This is a genomic window from Actinoplanes sp. NPDC049668 (assembly GCF_044465445.1).
In the GTDB taxonomy this organism is placed as follows: Bacteria; Actinomycetota; Actinomycetes; order Mycobacteriales; family Micromonosporaceae; genus Actinoplanes.
On the sequence record NZ_JBITLR010000005.1, the window covers coordinates 448,580 to 470,598 of the forward strand.

A 22,019-nucleotide genomic window follows, 5' to 3' on the forward strand; every position below is an offset into this window, starting at 1 on the left:
CTGTCGGCACCGATGGATGGAGGAACAAGTGCGTATCCTTGCCCGCACCGCCGCGGCCCTGGTGGCGGTCACGACTTTCGCCGGCACGGCGGCCTGCTCGCCGCCCGAGAAGGAGAGCGCGAGCGCCGGTAGCGCCGCCGCGGCGGCGGGCAGCGCCGCCGACTTCGGCGGGATGGACGCGCTGGTCGCGGCCGCGAAGAAGGAGGGCGAGCTGAACGTCATCGCCCTGCCGCCGGACTGGGCGAACTACGGCGAGATCATCAAGACCTTCGGCACCAAGTACGGCATCAAGGTCAACTCGGCGCAGCCGGACGGCTCCAGCCAGGACGAGATCAACGCCGCCGACCAGCTCAAGGGCCAGGACAAGGCGCCCGACGTGTTCGACCTCGGCAGCGCGGTCGCGACCGCCAACGTCGCCAAGTTCGCGCCGTACAAGCCGGCGACCTGGGCCGAGATCCCGGAAGCGCTCAAGGACCCGAACGGCACCTGGACCAACGACTACGGCGGCTACATGTCGATCGGCTACGACGCCGCCAAGGTGCCCGCGCCGACCGGCGTCGCCGACCTGCTCAAGCCCGAGTACAAGGGCAAGGTCGCGCTCAACGGCGACCCGACGACGGCCGGTGCCGCGTTCGCCGGCGTCGTGATGGCCTCGCTGGGCAGCGGTGGCTCGGCCGACGACATCGCGCCCGGCGTCGACTTCTTCGCCAAGCTGAAGAAGGCGGGCAACTTCCTGCCCCTGGACCCGTCGCCGACGACCATCGAGTCCGGCCAGACGCCGGTCGTCATCGACTGGGACTACCTCAACGTCGCGCAGGGCACCAAGCTCAAGGGCAAGCTGGACTGGAAGACCGTGGTGCCCGCCAACGCGGTGCTCGGCTCCTTCTACGTGCAGGCCATCAACAAGGACGCGCCGCACCCCGCGGCGGCCCGGCTCTGGCAGGAGTTCCTCTACTCCGACGAGGGCCAGAACCTCTGGCTCAAGGGCGGCGCCCGGCCGGTGCGCGCCGACGCGATGCAGAAGGCGGGCACCCTGGACGCGGCCGCGTTCGCGGCGCTGCCGAAGGTGGACGGCACCCCGGTCTTCCAGACCGAGGCGCAGACCACCAAGGCCAAGGAGTACCTGACCGCCAACTGGGCCAAGGCCATCGGCTGAGAATGACCGTCGTCTCGGACCGCCCGGACCCGCCGGCCTCACCGCCGCGGGCCCGGGCGCCGCGCCGCAGGCTCGGCGGTGCCCGGGCGGGCAGCCTGCTCGGCGCGGTGCCGTTCCTCGCCTACGTCGCGGTCTTCCTGATCATCCCCACGCTGGTCGTGGTCGTCGGCGCGTTCGCCGGCGACGGCGGCTTCACCTGGTCGAACGTCGCGGCGCTCGGCGAGGGGTACATCCTGGACGCGTTCGCCCGCAGCGTCGCGCTGTCCGCGGTCACCGCCGTGATCGGCGCGGTCCTCGGCGCGGTGCTGGCCTACGCCCTGGTCACCGCGCGGCCCGGCGGGCCGCTGCGGCGCGCCGTCACCGCCGCCTCCGGGGTGCTGGCCCAGTTCGGCGGCGTCACCCTGGCGTTCGCCTTCGTCGCGACCATCGGCCTGTCCGGCTTCGTCACCGTCTTCCTGCGCGACCACCTCGGCGTCGACCTGTACGCCGGCGGCGTGTGGCTCTTCGAACTGCCGGGGCTCGCGCTGGTGTACACCTACTTCCAGGTGCCGCTGATGGTCATCGTCTTCCTGCCCGCGCTGGACGGCATCCGCCCGCAGTGGCGCGAGGCGACCGAGAGCCTCGGCGGCTCCACCTGGCAGTACTGGACCCGGGTCGCCGGGCCGCTGCTGGCGCCCGCGTTCCTCGGCTCGACGCTGCTGCTGTTCGCCAACGCCTTCTCCGCGTACGCGACGGCGGCCGCCCTGGTCAGCCAGGGCAACCCGATCGTGCCGCTGCAGATCCGCGGCGCCCTGACCAGCGAGGTCGTCCTCGGCCAGCAGAACCTCGGCAAGGCGATGGCGCTCGGCATGGTGGTCGTGGTCGCCGTGGTGATGACCGGGTACACGTTGCTGCAGCGGCGGACCGCGCGATGGCTGGGCTGAGGGCGCGCCGGGCCCGCCGGCAACGCGTGTTCCGGTGGACCGTGCTGACCGTGGCGGGCGTCTTCTTCCTGCTGCCGCTCGCCGCGATGCTCGAGTTCAGCAGCCGCGACGGCGGGACCTGGTCGCTGCTGGTCGACTGGCCGCGCCTGGCCGCGGCCTATCCGGACCTGGCCGAGGGCATCCTCGCGTCGCTGGGCCTGGCGCTGCTGACCACGCTGCTGATGCTGGCGCTGCTGGTGCCGACCGCCATCTGGGTCCGGCTGCGCCTGCCCGGCCTGCGGCCGCTGGTCGAGTTCCTCTGCCTGCTGCCGCTGACCATCCCGGCGATCGTCCTGGTGGTCGGCCTCGCCCCGGTGTACGCCTGGGTCAACTACCTGATCGGCGGCTCGACGCTGACGCTGACCTTCGCGTACGCGATATTGGTCCTGCCCTACGCCTATCGGGCGATCGACGCCGGGCTGTCCGCGATCGACGTCCGCACGCTCGCCGAGGCCGCCCGCGGGCTCGGCGCGGGCTGGACGACCGTGATGGTGCGGGTGGTGCTGCCGAACATCCGCTCGGCGGTGCTCTCCGCGGCGTTCCTGACCGTGGCGCTGGTGCTCGGCGAGTTCACCATCGCGTCGCTGCTGAACCGCACCAACCTGCAGGTCGCGATCAATCTGCTCGGCAAGAGCAGCGCCACGATGAGCGTCGCGGTCTCGCTGGCCGCGCTCGTGCTCGCGTTCGTCCTGCTCCTGCTCCTGTCCCTGTTCGGGGAGAAGAGAAAGGCACCGAATTGACCGGCGTCGAGGTTCACCTGGACGGCCTGCGCCGCAGCTTCGGCGCGGTGCACGCTCTCGACGGGTTCTCGCTGCGGATGAAGCCCGGCGAGCTCGTCGCCCTGCTCGGCCCGTCCGGCTGCGGCAAGACCACCGCGCTGCGCGTGCTGGCCGGGCTCGAGGACGCCGACGCCGGCCGGATCCTGGTCGGCGGCCGCGACATCGGCGGCCTGCCGGCCAACCGGCGCGACATGGGCATGGTGTTCCAGGCGTACAGCCTCTTCCCGCACCTGAGCGCGCTGGAGAACGTCCAGTTCGGCCTCAAGCTGCGCCGCCGCGCGTCCGGGGACCGGGCCGCGCGGATGCTCGACCTGGTCGGCATCGGCGCGCACGCGGCCCGCTACCCGCATCAGCTCTCCGGCGGGCAGCAGCAGCGGGTGGCGCTGGCTCGGGCCCTGGCGATCGAGCCGCAGGTGCTGCTGCTCGACGAGCCGCTGTCCGCCCTGGACGCCAAGGTCCGGGTGCAGCTGCGCGACGAGATCCGGCGGATTCAGACCGAGGTCGGCACCACCACCCTGTTCGTCACCCACGACCAGGAGGAGGCCCTCGCGATCGCGGACCGGGTCGGCGTGATGCGCGCGGGCCGGCTCGAGCAGCTGGCCGGGCCGGCCGAGGTGTACCTGCGCCCGGCGAACGCGTTCGTGGCGGACTTCGTCGGCCTCAGCAACCGGCTGCCGGGCCGCCTCGACGACGGCGCGGTCTCGGTGCTGGGCACCCGCCTGCCGCTGGTCGCTCCCGCGACCGGCGGGCCGGAGGTCACCGCCCTGGTACGCCCGGAATCGATCGACGTCGTGCCGGACCCCGACGGCGCCGGCCGGGTGGTGTCCACGACGTTCCTCGGCCCGACCAGCCGGGTCACCGTCGCGGTCGGGGAGACCCTGGTGGTCGCCCAGGTGACCGGCGAGCGGCTCGCGGGACTGAGCGTCCACACGCCGGTCCGGGTGGACCTGCGGCCGGTGCCCGTCGCGCTCGAGAGCTGAGCCCCGGGCCCCGGTGACCGATTTCGGTCGCCGGGCCCCCGCACCCGTCGCCTGCGTGCGGAAATCCCGGTCCGAATGCCGCGCGTGACCGTACGGTCACCCGGTTTGATCTTTGTGCGCGAACCGGTCATCCGCTATCTGAACTGCGAAAACATGCCTCCGAGCCGGTACGGAATCTTTTCTGGGAAATTGCTTTGAACTACTGCGGTGGCGGCTTCGTACTGATGGCTGTCGACGACGTTAGTCCCGGGCAATACCCCCGAAACGCGCGACCGGCGGACAACCGCCGGGGCGTTTGACGAAAGGCCGAGCATGAGTCGTGTCCACTCCGGCACACGGGCGTTCAGTCGCCTGACGCGCCGTCGGGTCCTTATCGCCGCCACCGTCGGGGTCGGCGTCTCCGCCGCCGGCGTGGCCGGGCTCAGTGTCGCCGGCGAGAAGGGCGGCTCCAACGACAGCGAGCCGCTGGTGCTGTCGCTGCGCGACGCGAAGAAGGGCACGTTCGACGTGTTCTCCGGCGGCTCGCGGGTCACGCTGACCGACAAGAAGCTCGCCGAGAAGCTCCTCAAGGCAGCCAAGCGCGGCTGAGCCGCTTCCTCGCCCGGTAGACCCCCGATTCCTGAGTAAGGAAGAAGACTCATGTCATCGCACCGCGAAGCGCCGGAGATCAGCAAGGACCCGGTGGCCGACAGCGCCGACCTGTACGCGTTCGTCAGCCCGGATCACCCGGACACCGTCACCCTGATCGCCAACTACGTCCCGCTGCAGCTTCCCGCGAGCGGACCGAACTTCTTCGAGTTCGGCGACGACGTGCTCTACGAGATCCACGTCGACAAGAACGGTGACGGGCGCCCCGACCTGACGTACCAGTTCCGCTTCCGCACCGAGCTGCGCAACGACCGGACGTTCCTGTACAACACCGGCCCCATCGAGTCGCTGGACAGCGAGAACTGGAACCGGCGGCAGTTCTTCTCGGTGACCCGGGTGGACGCCAACGGCAAGCACACCGTGCTCGCGGAGAAGCTGCCCTGCCCGCCCTGCAACGTCGGGCCGCTGTCCATCCCGGACTACGACAAGCTGGCCAAGGACGCCGTGCACAAGCTCAAGACCGGCGAGAAGGTCTTCGCCGGCCAGCGGGCCGACCCGTTCTTCGTCGACCTCGGCGCGATCTTCGACCTCGGTACGCTGCGGCCGTTCCAGGACAAGCACCTGGTCGGGCAGAAGCTGTTCAACTACGCCGGCAAGGCCGTCAACGCCACCGACAAGATGAACGTGCACAGCATCGCCATCCAGCTGCCGCTGCACTACGTGCGCCGCGACGGCAAGAAGAAGGTCCGCGGCCGCGACCCCGAGGCGGTCATCGGCGTGTGGACCTCCGCGAGCCGCCGCCAGGTCCAGGTCCGGCACGGCCGCAAGAACGACGACGTGTACGTCGGCCCGCAGGTGCAGGTCTCCCGGCTCGGCAACCCGCTGTTCAACGAGGTCATCGTGCCGATGGCGCAGAAGGACCTGTGGAACAGCCTGCCGCCGAGCGAGGACAAGCGCTTCGCCGAGTTCGTCGAGCAGCCGGAGCTGGGCGGGCTGCTGCCCGTGCTCTACCCGGGCCTGTTCGACAACCTGGCCGAGCTCAACAAGGCCAAGGCGGCCCGCGCCGACCTCGTCGCGATCCTGCTCACCGGCATCCCCGACGGGCTCATCGACGACTTCCAGAACAACACCGGCGAGGTGCAGGCCGACATGCTGCGGCTCAACACCGCAGTACCCCCGACCAAAGACCCGAATGCGTTCGGACTCCTCGGCGGTGACTTGGCCGGCTTCCCGAACGGGCGCCGCGTCGCCGACGACGTCGTGTCGATCTCGCTGCGCGCGATCGCCGGCGTGACCGTGCCGCTGGTCGACGAGAAGTTCACCCCGGACGACGCCGCCGCGCTGGTCGAGCAGGGCCTGTCGGCCAAGGACGCCAGCTCGAAGCTGCTGAAGAACTTCCCGTACCTCGGGGTGCCGTTCGACGGCTTCAACAACCCGGAGCCGGAGGACAAGTGAGCGCGGGCGCCCATCATCACCACACCCTCGACCCGTCCGGTCAGGGCACGGTGGTGCTCAACATCGGCAGCGGGATCGGTGCGCTGGTCATCCACACGCCGGGCAGCCTGCACGGGCACGAGATCGAGGTCAGCCCGGTCGGCGAGCCGGACCGGCGCACCCACGCCGCGGTACGCGCCCGGTACGTCCGCGACGGCGTCCTGTTCAGCGTCGTCATCGACAGCCTCGCCGAGGGACGCTACGTCGTGTGGCGCGATCCGGCGACGGCGCTGGCCGAGGTGGACGTCCGCGGCGGAGCCGTCACCGAGTACGAATGGCCGGTAGCCGCGAAAGTGTGAGCGGCGTTCGCCGCCTCTGCCGGTCTAGGGTGACCTGATGGACACGGCAGGGGCGGTCGGCCAGCAGCCCGTTGCGGACACACCGGGCGGGGACGTCGCGGTCTACGCCAGCCTGCGCACCCGGGACGTGGACGAGGCGCGGGCGTTCTGCCGCCGGCTGTACTACGGGCCGCTCGAGGTGACGCCGACGGGCAGCCTCGAGGACTTCGCGTTCTCCGGCGAGGTCGTGCAGCTCGGCCCGATCACGATCGGCGAGATCAGCTACGGCGCGGAGATCTGCCTGGCCAGCGGCTCCCTGGAGACGGCGTACCACGTGCTGGCGCCGCTGACCGGCGGCGTGCACGTGCGGCACGGCGGCGCCGCGACGACGGCCGACCCGAGCCGGGCGGCGCTGTTCCGCCCGGTCGGGGACATCGACCTGCGCTGGTCGGCGGACTGCCGGCTGATCAGCTTCAAGGTCGATCGCCTGGCCCTGGAGCGCGAGCTCGGCCCGATGCTGCCGCCCGGCGCGACGTTCGGCGTCGCGGGCGGGCCGGGCCGGGCCTGGCTGGCGCTGATCCGCCTGCTGCACGCCGAGGCCCGCCAGGCGGACGGCCTGAGCCTGCTGCCGCAGCTGCTGCGCCAGTGGCGCGAGCTGGCGGTGAGCAGCCTCGCACAGGTCGTCGCGCATCCCGGCGCCGGCACGACCGCCCGGCCGACGGCGCGGCGCCCCCGCACGGTCAAGCGCACCCTCGACGCGATGCACGCCGAGCCGGGCCGGCCCTTCACCGCGGCCGAGCTGGCCGCCATCGCGGGCGTCGGCATCCGGGTGCTGCAGGAGTCCTTCCGCCAGCACGTCGGCGTGCCGCCGCTGACCTACCTGCGCCGCCTGCGGCTGGAGCGGGTGCACGCTGAGCTGAGCCGGGCGGGCCCGGACCAGCTCAGCGTGAGCGAGGTGGCGACCCGGTGGGGCTTCACCCACCTGGGCCGCTTCGCCGGCGCCTACCGGGAACGCTACGGCGTCTCACCGTCGCAGACCCTCCGCGACGGCTTCTGAAGGCCTCCGACGGCTCAGAGCTCGACCAGCTGGCCCTTGCCGACGACGACGATCCCGGAGTCCGAGACCGTGTAGCGCTTGCGGTCGCGGTCCAGGTCGACGCCGATCTCGGCGCCCTCCGGGATGATCACGTTCTTGTCGATGATCGCGTTGCGGACCACCGCGCGGCGGCCGACCTGCACGCCCTCCATCAGGACCGAGCCCTCCACGTGCGACCAGGAGTTCACCCGCACGTTCGGCGAGACCACCGAGCGCTCGACCAGGGCGCCCGAGATCACCACGCCGGGGGAGATCATGGACTCGACCGCGCGGCCCAGCCGGTCGTCGCTGCCGTGCACGAACTTCGCCGGCGGCCAGGAGCCGTAGTTGGTGAAGATCGGCCAGTCCATGTTGTAGAGATTGAAGACCGGCTCGGTCGCGGTCAGGTCCATGTGCGCGTCGTAGAACGAGTCCAGCGTCCCGACGTCGCGCCAGTAGCCGCGGTCGCGCTCGGTGCTGCCCGGCACCTCGTTGTCGCGGAAGTCGTAGACGTTGGCCTCGCCGCGCTCCACGAGCATCGGAATGATGTTGCCGCCCATGTCGTGCTTGCTGTCCGGGTTCTGCGCGTCGGCGGTGACCGCGTCGCACAGCGCCCGGGTGGTGAAGACGTAGTTGCCCATCGAGGCGAAGATCTCGTCCGGCGCGTCCGGCAGGCCCTCGACGTCGACCGGCTTCTCGCGGAACGCGCGGATCCGCTTGCCGTCGGCGCCGACGTCGATGACGCCGAACTGGTCGGACATCGACCGCGGCTGGCGGATACCGGCGACCGTCACCGACGCGCCCGAGGCGATGTGGTCGTCGACCATCTGCTTCGGATCCATGCGGTAGATGTGGTCCGCGCCGAAGACGATGACGTAGTCGGGGCGCTCGTCGTTGATCAGGTTGAGGCTCTGGTAGATGGCGTCCGCGGAGCCCGCGAACCAGCGCGGCCCGAGCCGCTGCTGCGCCGGCACCGGCGTCACGTAGTTGCCGAGCAACGTCGACATCCGCCAGGTCTTGGTGATGTGCCGGTCGAGCGAGTGCGATTTGTACTGGGTCAGCACGACGATCTTGAGGAACCCGCCGCCGGCGAGGTTCGAGAGCACGAAATCGATCATTCGGTAGATGCCGCCGAACGGCACGCCGGGCTTGGCCCGATCCGCGGTCAGGGGCATCAGGCGCTTGCCTTCGCCTCCTGCGAGCACGATCGCGAGCACCTTGACAGCCATGCCCGTGACGCTAACTTTCCGCGTGCCCCAGCGCCAGTCGAAGGGACTATTCTGCGCACGTGACCGACTCGCGTTCCAACCCCTCGGGCGCGGACCTCCGCGTCGACCTGCTCACCCGGGAGTACCCCCCGGAGGTTTACGGCGGCGCCGGGGTGCACCTCGAATATCTGGCCCGGGACCTGCGCCCGCTCGCCGACGTCCGGGTGCACTGCTTCGGCGCCGAGCGCGACGAGCCGGGCGTGACGGCGCACCCCGAGCCCGCCGCGCTGGCCGGCGCCAACGCGGCGCTGCGCACCATGGGCGTCGACCTGGCGATGGCGGCCGGCTGCGCGGGCACCGACATCGTGCACAGCCACACCTGGTACGCGAACTTCGCCGGCCACACCGCCAAGCTGCTGTACGGCGTGCCGCACGTGGTCACCACGCACAGCCTGGAGCCGCTGCGCCCGTGGAAGGCCGAGCAGCTGGGCGGCGGCTACGCCCTGTCCTCGTTCTGCGAGCGCACGGCCATCGAGGGCGCCGACGCCGTCATCGCCGTCTCGGGCGGGATGAAGCGGGACGTGCTGGCCGCGTACCCGGGCGTCGACCCGGACCGGATCCGGGTGGTCTACAACGGGATCGACACGACGCAGTACGCGCCGGACCGCGACACCGACGTGGTCGAGCGGCTCGGCATCGACCTGGGCCGCCCCAGCGTGGTCTTCGTCGGCCGGATCACCCGGCAGAAGGGCCTGCCTTACCTGATGCGCGCCTGTCACGGCCTGCCGCCGGAGACGCAGATCGTGCTGCTCGCGGGCGCGCCGGACACGCCGGAGATCGCCGCCGAGGTCGGCGAGCTGGCGGACCGGCTGCGCGAGGCCCGCGACCCCAAGGGCGTGATCTGGGTGCAGGAGATGCTGCCCAAGCACGAGGTGGTCCAGGTGCTGACGCACGCGACGGTCTTCGTCTGCCCGTCGATCTACGAGCCGATGGGCATCGTCAACCTCGAGGCGATGGCCTGCGAGACCGCGGTGGTCGCGACCGCGACCGGCGGCATACCGGAGGTCGTCGCGGACGGCGAGACGGGCGTGCTCGTGCCGATCGAGCAGCTCGCCGACGGCACCGGCACGCCGGTCGACCCGGACCGGTTCGTCGCGGACCTGGCCGCGGCGATGACCGCCCTGATCGAGGATCCGGAGCGGGCCGCGCGGATGGGCCTGGCCGGGCGGCGCCGCGCCGTCGAGCACTTCAGCTGGTCCCGGATCGCCGTGGACACCCTGGAGGTCTACCGCTCGGTGCTCTGAATCACCGAGCGTCCAGCGGCCCGGCCCGACAGCCAGGCCGTCTGGACGCGCGGCCGGCCGAACGCGTCCCCGGCGAGCCACACCCGGCCGTCGGTGACGAACGGCGGTGTGCCGGGGGAGGAGGGCCGGGCGTAGGTCCAGCGGTGAACCCGTACCTCGGGCCGCTCGTCCAGGCCGAGCAGGTCGTTCACCGCCGCCGCCAGCTCCCCGCCCGCCGCGGCCGGGTCGCCGAGCCGGGTCCGGGCGAACCCGGCCGTCGAGTGCGCGACCAGGACCGGGGCGAGGTCGCCGCGCCGGTCGCCGTCGTCGCAGACCGTGGCCAGCACCGGGTGGTCGTTCACGAAGGCGCCGTGGAAGCCGGGCCACGACCTGCTCGGGTAGGCGCAGACGGCCGTGAGCACCGGCTCCCACACCTGCGCCCGCGCGGCGTCGGCGATCGCGGCCGGTAGGCCGAGCCGCAGCGCCTGTGGCCCGGGCATCGCCAGCACGACGGCGTCGGCGTCGCCCGGGATCGCGTCCAGCGGGCTGTCCAGGACGACGTCGAGCCCGGTGGCCAGGTCCTCGGCCAGGGAACGCAGGCCGGCGGGTGCCGCCCAGCGCATCGGCCCGCGGGCCGGCTCGCCGGGCACCCGGCCCTGGTACACCGCGAAGGTGTCCGTCCAGGGCCGGGCCAGCCCGCGGTCCCGCCAACCCTGGGCGACGGCCGCGAAGTCCGGGTCGTCGGCGACCAGGTAGGCGGCGCCGACGTCCGCGCACCGGCCGCCGAGGCGGTCGACGGCCAGCCGCCCGCCGACCACCGGCCCGCGCTCGTGCACCCGGACGCGCACCCCGGCGGCCGCCAGCTCGCCGGCGCAGGCCAGCCCCGCGATCCCCGCCCCCACCACGACCACCTTCACTCCCAGAGCCTATGACCGGGCACACTGGGTGCCATGCGCCGTCCCGGAGTCCGACCCGTCCTGATCGTCGCCGCCGTGCTGTTCGGCGTCGCGGTGCTCGGCGTCGGGCTGTTGCGGGCCGCCACCTACGAGCCGCCCGCCGCCGGGCCCGTCGCCGCGGCGCAGGCCGGTCCGGGCCAGCCCGGCCGGTGCGGGGGCGTGCCGGTCCGGGCGGCGCGGGAGCTGCGCGGCATGTGGCTCACCACGGTGATGAACATCGACTGGCCGAGCCGGCCCGGCCTGACCAAGGAGCAGGTGCAGGCCGAGTACCGCGGGTGGCTGGACCTGGCCGTCTCGATGCGGCACAACGCGATCTTCGTGCACGTGCGGCCCAGCGGCGACGCGTTCTGGGAGTCCAAGTACGCGCCGTGGTCGGAGTGGCTCACCGGCCGGCGCGACGGCAGGTCGCCCGGCTGGGACCCGATGGAGTTCATGGTCGCCGAGGCGCACGCCCGCAACCTGGAGTTCCACGCCTGGTTCAACCCGTACCGGGGCACCCAGCCCGGGCCGACCGGGCCCGGCGCCGACTTCGGCAAGCTCGCGCCCGGGCATCCGCTGCTCAAGCACCGGGACTGGGCCATCGCCTATCCCGACGGGGCGCGGGCCCGGCTCTACTTCGACCCGGGCAACCCGGCCGCCCGCCGGTTCGTCGAGGACGCGATGCTCGAGGCGGTGCAGCGCTACGACGTGGACGGCGTGCACTTCGACGACTTCTTCTACCCGTACCCGGAGGGCGGCGGGCACGAGTTCAAGGACGACGCCAGCTTCGCCCGGCGCGCCGACAAGTCCCAGGGCCGCGCCGACTGGCGGCGGGCGAACGTGGACACCCTGGTCCGCGAGATGAGCGAGCGGATCAAGCAGGTCAAGCCGTGGGTCAAGTTCGGCATCAGCCCGTTCGGCATCTGGCGCAACGCCGGCACCGACAAGGCCGGCTCGGACACCCACGGCCTGGAGAGCTACGACGCCATCTACGCCGACACCCGCAAGTGGGTGCGCGAGGGCTGGCTCGACTACATCGTGCCGCAGCTCTACTGGGCGATCGGCTTCGACAAGGCCGACTACGCCAAGGTGCTGCCGTGGTGGTCCGCGCTGGTCAAGGGCACCGGGGTGCAGCTGTACATCGGCCAGGGCGACTACCGGGTCGGCGAGAAGGGCCCGTGGCGCCAACCCGGCCAGCTCGACCGCCAGCTCAGCCTCAACGACCGGTACGGCGTGCAGGGCAGCGTGCACTTCAGCGCCAAGCAGATCCGCCGGGACAAGCTCGGCGCGGTCAGCCGGTACCGCGACCACCACTACGCCGCGCCGGCGCTGCTGCCGACGATGGCCCGGCTGCCCGCGGTGCCGCCGGCCGCGCCCCGGCTCGTCTCCGCCCGGCAGGCCGGCGCGGCGGTAGAGCTGGACTGGCAGCCCGGCCCGGGCCCGGAGCCGGCGAGCTGGGCGCTCTACCGCGTCGACGGCGCCACCGCCGGCCTGGTCGCGACCGGCCGCGCGGGCACCAAGGTCGCCGACCCGGCGCCGCCCGCCGGCGGCGCGGCCTACTGCCTCAGCGCCCTGGACCGCTCCGGCAACGAGGGCCCGGTCAGCGCGCCGAAGGACCTCAGCCCGTGACCTTGCCGTCGGCCACCTCGAGGTGCCGGGTGGTCCGCACGGCCGCCAGCATCCGCCGGTCGTGGGTGACCAGCAGCAGCGTGCCGGCGTAGCTCGCCAAGGCCTCCTCGAGCTGCTCGATGGCGGCCAGGTCGAGGTGGTTCGTCGGCTCGTCGAGCACCAGCAGGTTGACGCCCCGGGCCTGGAGCAGGGCCAGCGCGGCCCGGGTCCGCTCGCCCGGCGAGAGGGTGCCGGCGGGGCGCAGCACGTGCGCGGCCCGCAGCCCGAACTTGGCCAGCAGCGTGCGCACGTCGGCGTCGGACAGCTCGGGCACGGCGGCGCCGAACGCGACCGCGAGGGCCTCCTCGCCGAGGAACAGCCCGCGGGCCTGGTCGACCTCGCCGACCACCACGCCCGGGCCGAGCGCGGCCGAGCCCTCGTCGAGCGGCAGGCGGCCGAGCAGGGCGGCCAGCAGCGTCGACTTGCCGGAGCCGTTCGCGCCGGTGATCGCCACCCGGTCCGCCCAGTCGATCTGCAGCGTCACCGGGCCGAGGCGGAACGCTCCCCGGCGTACGGATGCGTCGCGCAGCGTGGCCACGACGGCGCCGGCGCGGGGCGCGGCGGCGATCTCCATCCGCAGGTCCCACTCCTTGCGCGGCTCCTCGACCACCTCCAGCCGCTCGATCATCCGCTGGGTCTGGCGGGCCTTGGCGGCCTGCTTCTCCGTCGACTCGGCCCGCAGGTTCTTGCCGATCTTGTCGTTGTCCTTGGCCTTGCGGCGCGCGTTGCGCACGCCGTGCTCCATCCAGCCGCGCTGCATCTGCGCCCGCTCCAGCAGCGAGCCCTTGCGGTCGGCGTACTCCTCGTAGTCCTCGCGGGCGTGCCGCCGGGCCCGCTCGCGCTCCTCCAGGTAGGCGGCGTAGCCGCCGCCGTAGAGCCGGACCTGCTGCTGCGCCAGGTCGAGCTCGAGCACCGCGGTGACCGTCCGGGTGAGGAACTCGCGGTCGTGGCTGACCAGCAGGGTGCCCGCCCGCAGCCCGGTGACGAACTCCTCCAGCCGGCCCAGGCCCTCCAGGTCGAGGTCGTTGGTCGGCTCGTCGAGCAGGAAGACGTCGTAGCGGCTGAGCAGCAGCGACGCCATCCCGGCCCGGGCCGCCTGGCCGCCGGAGAGCGCGGTCATCGGATGGTCGAGCGCCACGGCGAGGCCCAGCTCGGCGGCGATCTGCTCCGCGCGCTCCTCCAGGTCGGCGCCGCCCAGGTCGAGCCAGCGCTCGAGCGCGGTCCCGTAGGCCTCCTCCGCGCCCGGCTCGCCGCCGGCCAGGGCCTCGGCGGCGCGGTCCATCGCGGCCTGCGCCGGGCCGACGCCGGTGCGCCGGGCGAGGAAGTCCCGCACCGTCTCGCCCGGGCGCCGGTCCCGCTCCTGCGGCAGGTAGCCGACGTTGGCGGTGGGCGGGCTCAGCGTCACCGCGCCGGCCTCGACCGGCAGCAGACCCGCGAGGGTACGCAGCAGCGTGGTCTTGCCCGCGCCGTTGACGCCGACCAGGCCGATCACGTCGCCGGGCGCGACCACCAGGTCGAGCGAGCTGAACAGGGTGCGGTCGCCGTGCCCCGCGGCGAGGTCCCGGACGATCATCGTGGCGCTCATCGGCACCGACTCTAGCGGCGAGCTCAGCCGGGTATCGGCACCGCCGTGCCGCTGACCCGCACGCCCGGCTCGCCGGATGCCAGGGTGACGGTGAGCCGTCCGGGCCGCCCGAGGTCGTCGCCCTGCGACAGGTGCAGGACCGCGTCGCCGGGCACCAGGGCGAGCTCGCGCAGGTAGCCGCCGAGCGCGGCCGCCGCGGCGCCGGTGGCCGGGTCCTCGTAGACCCCGCCGACCGGGAACGGGTTGCGCACGTCGAAGCGGTCCGCCGACTCGCGCCAGACCAGCTGGACGGTGGTCCAGCCCTTGGCCTCCATGAGGGACTTCAGGGCGGGGAAGTCGTAGTCCAGCCGCGCGAGCCGGTCCCGGCTCGCGGCCGCGACGACCGGGTGGTGCGCGCCGGCGTACGCGACCCGCGGCGGCAGCGCCGGGTCCAGCTCGTCCTCGCGCCAGCGCAGCGCCGCCAGCAGGTCCGCCAGGTCGGCGCCGGCCAGGTCCGCGACGCGGGTGCCGACGCTGGTCAGCGTGGCCGTCCGCCGCTCGTCGACGGTCACCGGGACCTCGCCGGCCGCGGTGAGGAAGACGAACGTGCCCGGGCCTCGCCGCTCGGCCAGCGCCACCGCGGTGGCGATGGTCGCGTGCCCGCAGAACGGCACCTCGGCGAGCGGGCTGAAGTACCGGATCCGGAAGGTGCCCGCGCCCCGGTCCTCGGTCAGGAAGGCGGTCTCCGCGTAACCGACGTCCGCGGCGATCGCCTGCATCGCGGACTCCGGCAGGGTGCTCGCGTCCAGGACCACGCCCGCGGGGTTGCCGCCGGCCGGGTCGGCGCTGAACGCCGCATATCGCAGGATCTCGAGATCGCTCATGCGTCCCAGCGTCGCGGGCACCCCGGCGGCGGACCAGAGCCAATTCGCCGGGGCTGGACGCGGCCGCCGTCACTTGTCACAGGGCGGGGGTAGCGTTTCCGAAGTGACCGAAGCTTCCACACAGCTCGTCCCGACTCCACCATCCGATCTTCCGCGCACCCTCGGCGCGCTGCGCGCGAGCGGCCACGTGTTCCGCACCGTCAAGGCGGAGCTGCGCGACAACCTGCTCGACCGGCTGCGCCGCGGCGTGCCGCGCTTCCCCGGCATCGTCGGCTACGACGACACCGTGCTGCCCGAGGTCGAGCGCGCCCTGCTCGCCGGCCACGACCTGGTCCTGCTCGGCGAGCGCGGGCAGGGCAAGACCCGGCTCATCCGCGGGCTGGTCGACCTGCTCGACGAGTGGGTGCCCTACATCACCGGCTCCGAGCTGCGCGAACACCCGTACCACCCGCTCACCCCGGCGACCCGGCGGATCGCGGCCGAGGCCGGCGACCTGCTGCCGATCTCCTGGCTGCACCGCTCCGAGCGCTACGGCGAGAAGCTCGCCACCCCGGACACCAGCGTCGGCGACCTGATCGGCGACGTCGACCCGATCAAGGTGGCGCAGGGCCGGGCCCTCGGCGACCCGGACACCATCCACTTCGGCCTGGTGCCGCGCACCAACCGGGGCATCTTCGCGGTCAACGAGCTGCCCGACCTGGCCGAGCGCATCCAGGTGTCGCTGCTCAACGTGCTGGAGGAGCGCGACATCCAGGTCCGCGGCTACCAGCTGCGGCTGCCGCTCGACCTGCTGCTGGTCGCGTCCGCCAACCCGGAGGACTACACCAACCGCGGCCGGATCATCACGCCGCTCAAGGACCGCTTCGGCGCCGAGATCCGCACCCACTACCCGCTCGAGATCGAGCTGGAGACGGCGCTGATCCGGCAGGAGGCGGCCCTCGCCGCCGAGGTGCCGGACCACCTCGTCGACGTCATCGCCCGGCACACCCGGGCGGTCCGCGAGTCGCCGGCCGTCGACGCCCGCTCCGGCATCTCCGCCCGGTTCGCCATCGCGGCGGCCGAGACCATCGCCGCGTCCGCGCTGCGCCGGGCCGGGCTGCGCAACGAGCGCGAGGCCGTCGCCCGGATCTGCGACACCGTCTCGGTGACCAGCACGCTGCGCGGCAAGGTCGAGTTCGAGAGCGGCGAGGAGGGTCGGGAGACCGAGATCCTCGGCCACCTGCTGCGGGTTGCCACCGCCGAGACGTTCCGGGCCCGGCTGGCCGGGCTGGACCTGTCCGGCTTCACGGACCTGGTCGCCGGCGGCACCGTCATCGAGACCGGCGACCTGGTCTCGGCGCAGGAGCTGCTCGGCCAGATCGGCACCGTGCCTGGGCTGGCCAAGGTCCTCGACCGGCTCGGGCTCGGCGACGCGCCCAGCCCCGGCCAGGCCGCCTCCGGCGTCGAGTTCGTCCTGGAGGGGCTGCACCTCACCCGCCGGCTGGCCAAGGAGCTGACCGACGACGGCACGATCCGCTACGGGAACTGACAATGAGCGAGCTTGCGAGCGAATCATCGACTCAGCACCAAAGGTCGTGGGCTCGCCGGAGCGCAGCGGAGGCGAGCACATGACCGGAAACCGATTCCGGTACGGCGCGTGGAACGACGGGCCCGATCCGCTCGCGCCGCCCTACGACGTGCGGGCGGCGGTCGACCAGGTCGGCGAGCGCGTGCTCGGCGGCGGCAGCCTCCGCGACGCCCTGCGTGACCTGCTGCGCCGCGGCCCGCGCGACGGCCGTGGCCTCGACGACCTGGAGGCCCGCGCCCGGCGGCTGCGCCGCGAGACGCTGCGCCGCGGCAACCTCGACGGCGCGGTAACCCGGGCCCGGCAGCTGCTCGACCAGGCCGTCGCGGCCGAGCGCGACGCGCTGCGCGTCCGCGACGACGACGACGCCCGCTTCCACGAGGCGATGCTGGACAACCTGCCCAGCTCCACCGCGCAGGCGGTGCGCGAGCTGACCGACTACGACTGGGCCAGCGACGAGGCCCGGGCCGCGTACCGGCAGATCCTGGACGGGCTGCGGCGCGAGGTGGTGGAGCAGCGCTTCGCGGGCCTGCGGGACGCGCTGCGGGGCCGCGACCCGGCCGCCGACGCCCGGGTCGACGAGCTGCTTCGCGACCTCAACGACCTGCTCGGCCGGCACGCCCGGGGCGAGGACACCGACGACGCGTTCCAGCGGTTCATGGACAAGCACGGCGACCTGTTCCCGGAGCGGCCGCGCAACGTCGACGAGCTGATCGACGCGCTGGCCCGGCGGGCCGCGGCGGCGGAGCGGCTGATGCGCTCGCTGAGCCCGCAGCAGCGCGAGGAGCTGTCCGGCCTCATGGACCAGGCGCTGGGTGACGGCCCGCTGCGCGGGCGGCTCGCCGAGTTGACCGACCACCTGCGGGCGCTGCGCCCCGGCCTCGGCTGGGGCCGCGGCGAGCGGATGCGCGGCGAGCGGGACCTCGGCTACGGCGACGCGACCGCGGCGCTCGACGAGCTGGGCGAGCTCGACGAGCTGCTCGACCAGCTCGCGCAGGAGCATCCCGGCGCGACGCTGGACGACGTCGACGTGGAGGCGGTGGAGCGCCAGCTCGGGCGGGCCGCCGCCGACGACGTGCGCCGGCTGCGCGAGCTCGAGCGCGAGCTGCGCCGGCAGGGCTGGGTCACCCGCGACGACGACGGCCTCACGCTCTCGCCCAAGGCGCTGCGCCGGCTCGGCCGCACGGCCCTGGCCCGGGTCTTCTCGGACCTGTCCGGCCGCAAGGGCGGCGAGCACGACCTGCGGGACGCGGGCGCCGCCGGCGACCTGATCGGCTCGTCGCGGCGCTGGCGGTTCGGCGACGAACAGCCGCTCGACGTGGTCCGCACCATCGGCAACGCGATTCGCCGCCGCGCGGGCGACGGGGGCGTCGGCACGCTGCCGGTGCGCCTCGAGCCGGAGGACTTCGAGGTCGCCGAGACCGAGCGCCGGGCCTCGGCGGCCGTCGCGCTCTGCGTCGACCTGTCCTACTCCATGTACGCCGACGGCCGCTGGGGCCCGATGAAGCAGACCGCCCTGGCCCTGTCGCACCTGGTGGCGACCCGGTTCCCGCAGGACTCGCTGCAGATCATCGGCTTCGGCCCGTACGCGATGAGCCTGTCCCAGGGCGAGCTCGCGGCGATCGAGCCGGACCTGGTCAAGGGCACCAACCTCCAGCACGCGCTGAAGCTGGCCGGGCGCCACCTGCGCCGGCACCCCGGCGCGGAACCGGTCGTGCTGGTGGTGACCGACGGCGAGCCGACCGCGCACCTCGACGACGACGGCCAGGCGTCCTTCGACTGGCCGCCGCGGCCGGAGACCGTGCAGCTCACGGTCCACGAGGTCGACCTGCTCACCCGCTACGGCGCGACGCTGAACGTCTTCATGCTGGGGGAGGACCCCGGCCTGCGCCGCTTCGTCGACGCGGTCGCCCAGCGCAGCGGCGGGCGGGTCTTCAGCCCCGACATCTCCGAGCTCGGCCGCTACGTGGTCGACGACTACGTGCGCAGCCGCCGCGGCAGACGCTGACCGGCACCGCCCGGCGACGCTCAGCAACCTTCATCCTAGGATGACTTAGGGACTGTGTCCGGCACGACGGCGTCGCGCCGTCGACCGGGGCAGCGACGGGCCTGGTTATAGTGGCTCGGCGAGTGACCGGGCGGGGGCCGCGGTAGTGACGTCCACGGGTGGGTAACCCGGGGCCGGCAGGGGGGAGGTGCACGATGTCGCAGCAGCCTGCGCGCGTGACATCCGGACCCGCCGCGCCGATCGGCGCCTCGGACCGGATCTGGACGATCCCCAACGTCATCAGCTTCGTCCGGCTGCTCGGCGTGCCGCTCTTCCTCTACCTGCTGCTCGTGCCGCAGAACGACGTCGCCGCCGTCATCGTGCTCACCCTGGGCGGGACGACGGACTGGGTCGACGGCTACGTGGCCCGCCGGATGAACTCCGTCAGCCGCCTCGGCGAGCTGCTCGACCCGTTCGCCGACCGGCTGTACATCCTGGCCACCCTGGTCGGCTTCACCGTGCGCGGCGTCGTGCCCTGGTGGCTGACCGTGGCCCTGCTGCTGCGCGAGGCCGTGCTCGGCGTCGCCCTGCTGGTGCTGCGCCGCCACGGGTACGGGCCGCCGCCGGTGCACTACCTCGGCAAGACCGGCACGTTCGTGCTGCTCGGGGCGTTCCCGATCCTGCTGCTCGCCACGGCCGTCCCGGCGACGGCGGCGATCGCCCTGCCGATCGGCTGGGCTTTGGCCTGGTGGGCGCTCGGCCTCTACTGGGCGGCGGCCGTGCTCTACCTGGCGCAGGCCCGCGCGATGCTGCGCGCCGACCGGGCCGCGCAGGCCCGGGTCAGGGCCGTCGCCGGATGACCTCGCCCGACGTCGGTGACGGCCAGCGCCGATTCTCCCCCGACTTCCTGACCGAGCTCTTCCACAACCCGCTCGACCCCGGCTACGCCGACGCCGCCGCCCGCAAGGCCCGCGGCGAGGGCGTGACCGGCACCCGCAAGGCGCTGGTCAGCGCGGTCAGCATGCTGACCCTGGTCGCGCTCGGCTTCCTGCTGGTGGTCGCCTACCAGCAGACGATGGCCGCCGAGCCGGCCCGCACCCAGGCCCGGGACACCCTGATCTCGCAGGTGCAGGGCCGCCGCACCGACACCGCCGTGCTGCAGGACCGCGCCGACCGGCTCCGCGGGGAGGTCGCCGGCCTGCGGGAGAAGCAGCTCGGCGGCGCGGCCGTGGCCCGCCTGCGGGACATGGAGGCGCAGACCGGGCTCGCACCGGTACGCGGCCCGGGCGCCAAAGTCACCGTCGCCGACGGGCCGACGCCGGTCGATCCGCTGACGGGCGAGCGGAAGAACGAGGCCCGGGTCCGCGACACCGACCTGCAGATGGCCGCGAACGCGCTCTGGGCGGCGGGCGCCGAGGCGATCGCGGTCAACGGCCAGCGGCTCACCGCCACCTCGACCATCCGGCAGGCCGGCGAGGCGATCCTGGTCGACTTCCGGCCGGTGACCACCCCCTACCAGGTGGTCGCCATCGGCCCGGACTCGCTCGCCGACGACTTCCGGGACGGCGCGGCCGGCCGGTTCTTCCGGGCGCTGAGCACCCGCTACGGCATCGCGTACGACGTCGCCGACGTCAGGAACGTCACCCTCGACGCCGCCACCGAGCCGAACCTGCGCCAGGCCGTGCCAGTCGGCCCGGCGTCGTCGGGCGCACCGACGTCCCCGTCCAGCAAAGCCTCGAAAGGCGGCTGATGATCGCCGTACTCGCACTGATCGCCGGAGTCGTGCTCGGCATCGTCTTCCATCCGACGGTGCCGCCCGCGCTGCAGCCCTACCTGCCCATCGCGGTCGTCGCCGCGCTGGACGCGGTCTTCGGCGGCGTGCGCGCGAAGCTCGACGGGATCTTCGACGACAAGCAGTTCGTGGTCTCGTTCATCTCGAACGTGCTGGTCGCGGGCATCATCGTCTACCTTGGCGACCAGCTCGGCGTCGGCGGGCAGCTCTCCATCGGCGTCGTGGTGGTGCTCGGCGTCCGGATCTTCGGCAATGTGGCCGCGATCCGCCGGCACCTGTTCAGGGCGTAGGGGCTGCCGATGAGCGACGAGAAGACGAGCCGGATACCGGTGCCGCAGGACGACACCGCCGCGCCGACTGCCGGCCGGGAGCCGATCACCGCCCCCGCCGGAGACGCCGAGCCGCCCGCTGTCCCGGAATCGACCGGCGACCCGCAGTCGGTTCCCGTCGCGGCGCCGACCGGCGAGGCCGTTGATTCCCGGCCCGCCGGCGATACCGAGCCCGCCCCGGTTCCGGCGTCGCCCGGTCGGCCCTCGCCCCGGCTCGACCTGCCGGGCGGCCCGGTGGATTCGCCGGCCGAGCCGCAGGGACCGCCGCCCGCGGACCGGCCGGTCGACCCGCACGCTCCGCTCGCCGCGGACGGGCCGACCGTGCGGCTCACCCCGCCGGCCGATCCCGAACCGTCCCGCCCGGCGGATCCGCCCGAGGTGGCCGCCGACGAGGAACCGATGGTGCCCTCGCTGCGGGAGCGCCTTGACGACGGCGAGACGGTGCGGCTGCAGCCGCCGTTCTTCGCGCCGGGAACGTCGCGGCTCCCTCGGCACCCGGCCCCGCCGCCGGCACCCGACGAGCCGCCGGCCGGCCCGCGGCGTTCCGGGCTCGCGCAGGGTGCGTCCCCGGACGAGCCGGAATGGGAGCCGCTGTCCGCGTCCGCGGCCCGTACCGTGCGGCTCGGCCCGCCGGAGAGCCCGCGGCCTCCAGCCTCGGAGGAGCCCGGCGGAGGCGCGGCGCGGCGGGACGACCCGGGCGTACCGGATGATGCCGTTTCCGCGGAGTCACCCGAACCGGTGACCGTGCCCACCGGGGAGCCGCCCCGGTGGCGGCGGATCACCTCCGCCGGTGCCCTCATCTGGGTGTTGCTCGCCCTGCTCGGGTTCACCCTGGTCGTGCAGCTGCGCAGCAACGACGCCGACGCCGGGCTGGCCACCGCGCGCCAGGAGGACCTGGTCGGCATCCTCAGCGACCTCGAGGCCCGCGATCAGCGCCTGCAGCAGGAGATCAACACTCTCGAGGAGAGTCAGCGGCAGCTGACCTCCGGCGTCGCGGGGCGCCAGGCCGCGCTGGCCGAGGCCGACAAGCGGGCCGACGAGCTCGGCCTGCTCGCCGGCACGCTGCCCGCGCGCGGGCCCGGCCTGCGGATCGTCATCGACCCGCGCGGCGCGTCGATCAAGGCCTCCCAGATCCTCAACGCCGTGCAGGAGCTGCGCGGCGCGGGCGGCGAGGTGATGGAGATCGCCGGCGCCGACGGGATCGGCGTGCGGATCGTCGCGTCGTCGTACTTCGTCGACGCGGACGGCGGCGATGTGATCGTCGACGGCAAACAGCTCAGCGGGCCGTACACGCTGCGGGTGATCGGGGTGCCGTCGACCATGCAGACGGCGCTGCAGATCCCCGGTGGGGTGGTCGCTTCGGTGAGCCAGGCCGGCGGTAACGTGACCATGGAGCAACGCAGCACGGTCGAGGTGACCGCGGTGCGTCAGCCCACCAGCCTGCAGTACGCGCGTCCGGTCAAATGAACGGGCGCGCTTGTCAACGGAGGAAT

At 73.4% G+C, this 22,019-nt stretch carries 20 protein-coding genes; 16 read left to right on the forward strand and 4 right to left on the reverse strand.

All coding sequences use genetic code 11. From position 1 onward, the window contains the following. Nucleotides 1-28 precede the first annotated feature (28 nt). The 8 genes from ACIBSW_RS23165 (at nt 29) to ACIBSW_RS23200 (ending at nt 7,294) form a co-directional block, all read left to right on the forward strand. Entirely contained in the window at nt 29-1,156 is a 1,128-nt protein-coding gene (locus ACIBSW_RS23165; RefSeq protein WP_354722132.1) for an ABC transporter substrate-binding protein, read from the forward strand. A gap of 2 nt (nt 1,157-1,158) precedes the next feature. Then, entirely contained in the window at nt 1,159-2,079 is a 921-nt protein-coding gene (locus ACIBSW_RS23170; RefSeq protein WP_354722133.1) for an ABC transporter permease subunit, read from the forward strand. Next, nucleotides 2,067-2,858: an ABC transporter permease subunit gene (locus ACIBSW_RS23175; RefSeq protein ID WP_354722134.1), complete on the forward strand. Its 792-nt coding sequence runs from the start codon at nt 2,067-2,069 to the stop codon at nt 2,856-2,858. The genes ACIBSW_RS23170 and ACIBSW_RS23175 overlap by 13 nt, the downstream gene beginning before the upstream one ends. Further along, nucleotides 2,855-3,877, forward strand: a complete 1,023-nt coding sequence (locus tag ACIBSW_RS23180; RefSeq protein WP_354722135.1) for an ABC transporter ATP-binding protein — start codon at nt 2,855-2,857, stop codon at nt 3,875-3,877. Before ACIBSW_RS23175 ends, ACIBSW_RS23180 begins: the two co-directional genes overlap by 4 nt. 312 nt (nt 3,878-4,189) lie before the next feature. After that, nucleotides 4,190-4,465, forward strand: coding sequence for a hypothetical protein (locus ACIBSW_RS23185; protein WP_184994747.1), 276 nt, complete (start codon nt 4,190-4,192; stop codon nt 4,463-4,465). A 51-nt stretch (nt 4,466-4,516) separates the two neighbouring features. Further along, nucleotides 4,517-5,920, forward strand: a complete 1,404-nt coding sequence (locus ACIBSW_RS23190) for a DUF4331 domain-containing protein (RefSeq protein ID WP_354722136.1) — start codon at nt 4,517-4,519, stop codon at nt 5,918-5,920. After that, the gene (locus ACIBSW_RS23195; RefSeq protein ID WP_354722137.1) at nt 5,917-6,258 is read left to right on the forward strand and encodes a phospholipase; all 342 of its coding nucleotides are present in this window, start codon (nt 5,917-5,919) and stop codon (nt 6,256-6,258) included. Before ACIBSW_RS23190 ends, ACIBSW_RS23195 begins: the two co-directional genes overlap by 4 nt. Nucleotides 6,259-6,295: 37 nt before the next feature. Then, complete coding sequence (locus ACIBSW_RS23200) at nt 6,296-7,294, forward strand: AraC family transcriptional regulator (RefSeq protein ID WP_354722138.1); 999 nt, start codon at nt 6,296-6,298, stop codon at nt 7,292-7,294. A gap of 14 nt (nt 7,295-7,308) precedes the next feature. Here ACIBSW_RS23200 and glgC read toward each other — a convergent pair whose 3' ends face one another. Next, entirely contained in the window at nt 7,309-8,541 is a 1,233-nt protein-coding gene (gene glgC / locus ACIBSW_RS23205; RefSeq protein WP_354722139.1) for a glucose-1-phosphate adenylyltransferase, read from the reverse strand. A 59-nt stretch (nt 8,542-8,600) separates the two neighbouring features. Here glgC and glgA point away from each other — a divergent pair, with 59 nt between their 5' ends. Then, on the forward strand, nt 8,601-9,824 hold the full coding sequence (gene glgA / locus ACIBSW_RS23210; protein WP_354722140.1) for a glycogen synthase: 1,224 nt from the start codon (nt 8,601-8,603) through the stop codon (nt 9,822-9,824). On the opposite strand, the gene ACIBSW_RS23215 is transcribed toward glgA, so the two are convergent. Next, on the reverse strand, nt 9,806-10,720 hold the full coding sequence (locus tag ACIBSW_RS23215) for an FAD-dependent oxidoreductase (protein WP_354722141.1): 915 nt from the start codon (nt 10,718-10,720) through the stop codon (nt 9,806-9,808). The genes glgA and ACIBSW_RS23215 overlap by 19 nt on opposite strands. Before the next feature lie 33 nt (nt 10,721-10,753). Between ACIBSW_RS23215 and ACIBSW_RS23220 the strand changes: the two genes are divergently transcribed. Then, nucleotides 10,754-12,367: a family 10 glycosylhydrolase gene (locus ACIBSW_RS23220; RefSeq protein ID WP_354722142.1), complete on the forward strand. Its 1,614-nt coding sequence runs from the start codon at nt 10,754-10,756 to the stop codon at nt 12,365-12,367. On the opposite strand, the gene ACIBSW_RS23225 is transcribed toward ACIBSW_RS23220, so the two are convergent. Both ACIBSW_RS23225 and ACIBSW_RS23230 read right to left on the reverse strand, forming a co-directional pair. Further along, nucleotides 12,357-13,991 carry an ABC-F family ATP-binding cassette domain-containing protein gene (locus ACIBSW_RS23225; protein ID WP_354722143.1) on the reverse strand — a complete coding sequence of 545 codons (1,635 nt, stop codon included), beginning with the start codon at nt 13,989-13,991 and terminating at the stop codon, nt 12,357-12,359. The two genes, ACIBSW_RS23220 and ACIBSW_RS23225, sit on opposite strands and share 11 nt — an antisense overlap. Nucleotides 13,992-14,014: 23 nt before the next feature. Then, nucleotides 14,015-14,854 carry a PhzF family phenazine biosynthesis isomerase gene (locus tag ACIBSW_RS23230; RefSeq protein ID WP_354722144.1) on the reverse strand — a complete coding sequence of 280 codons (840 nt, stop codon included), beginning with the start codon at nt 14,852-14,854 and terminating at the stop codon, nt 14,015-14,017. Between the two features lie 103 nt (nt 14,855-14,957). On the opposite strand from ACIBSW_RS23230, the gene ACIBSW_RS23235 reads away from it, so the two are divergent. The 6 genes from ACIBSW_RS23235 to ACIBSW_RS23260 all read left to right on the forward strand — a co-directional run bounded on the left by ACIBSW_RS23235 (nt 14,958) and on the right by ACIBSW_RS23260 (nt 21,993). Then, nucleotides 14,958-16,382 carry a sigma 54-interacting transcriptional regulator gene (locus tag ACIBSW_RS23235; protein WP_354722145.1) on the forward strand — a complete coding sequence of 475 codons (1,425 nt, stop codon included), beginning with the start codon at nt 14,958-14,960 and terminating at the stop codon, nt 16,380-16,382. A 79-nt stretch (nt 16,383-16,461) separates the two neighbouring features. Further along, entirely contained in the window at nt 16,462-18,426 is a 1,965-nt protein-coding gene (locus tag ACIBSW_RS23240) for a hypothetical protein (RefSeq protein WP_354722146.1), read from the forward strand. Between the two features lie 194 nt (nt 18,427-18,620). Beyond that, nucleotides 18,621-19,265: a CDP-alcohol phosphatidyltransferase family protein gene (locus tag ACIBSW_RS23245; protein ID WP_354722147.1), complete on the forward strand. Its 645-nt coding sequence runs from the start codon at nt 18,621-18,623 to the stop codon at nt 19,263-19,265. Continuing rightward, the gene (locus tag ACIBSW_RS23250; RefSeq protein ID WP_354722148.1) at nt 19,262-20,155 is read left to right on the forward strand and encodes a DUF881 domain-containing protein; all 894 of its coding nucleotides are present in this window, start codon (nt 19,262-19,264) and stop codon (nt 20,153-20,155) included. Before ACIBSW_RS23245 ends, ACIBSW_RS23250 begins: the two co-directional genes overlap by 4 nt. Next, complete coding sequence (locus ACIBSW_RS23255; RefSeq protein ID WP_184994733.1) at nt 20,155-20,487, forward strand: small basic family protein; 333 nt, start codon at nt 20,155-20,157, stop codon at nt 20,485-20,487. The genes ACIBSW_RS23250 and ACIBSW_RS23255 overlap by 1 nt, the downstream gene beginning before the upstream one ends. Nucleotides 20,488-20,496: 9 nt before the next feature. Continuing rightward, the gene (locus ACIBSW_RS23260; RefSeq protein WP_354722149.1) at nt 20,497-21,993 is read left to right on the forward strand and encodes a DUF881 domain-containing protein; all 1,497 of its coding nucleotides are present in this window, start codon (nt 20,497-20,499) and stop codon (nt 21,991-21,993) included. Nucleotides 21,994-22,019 lie beyond the last annotated feature (26 nt).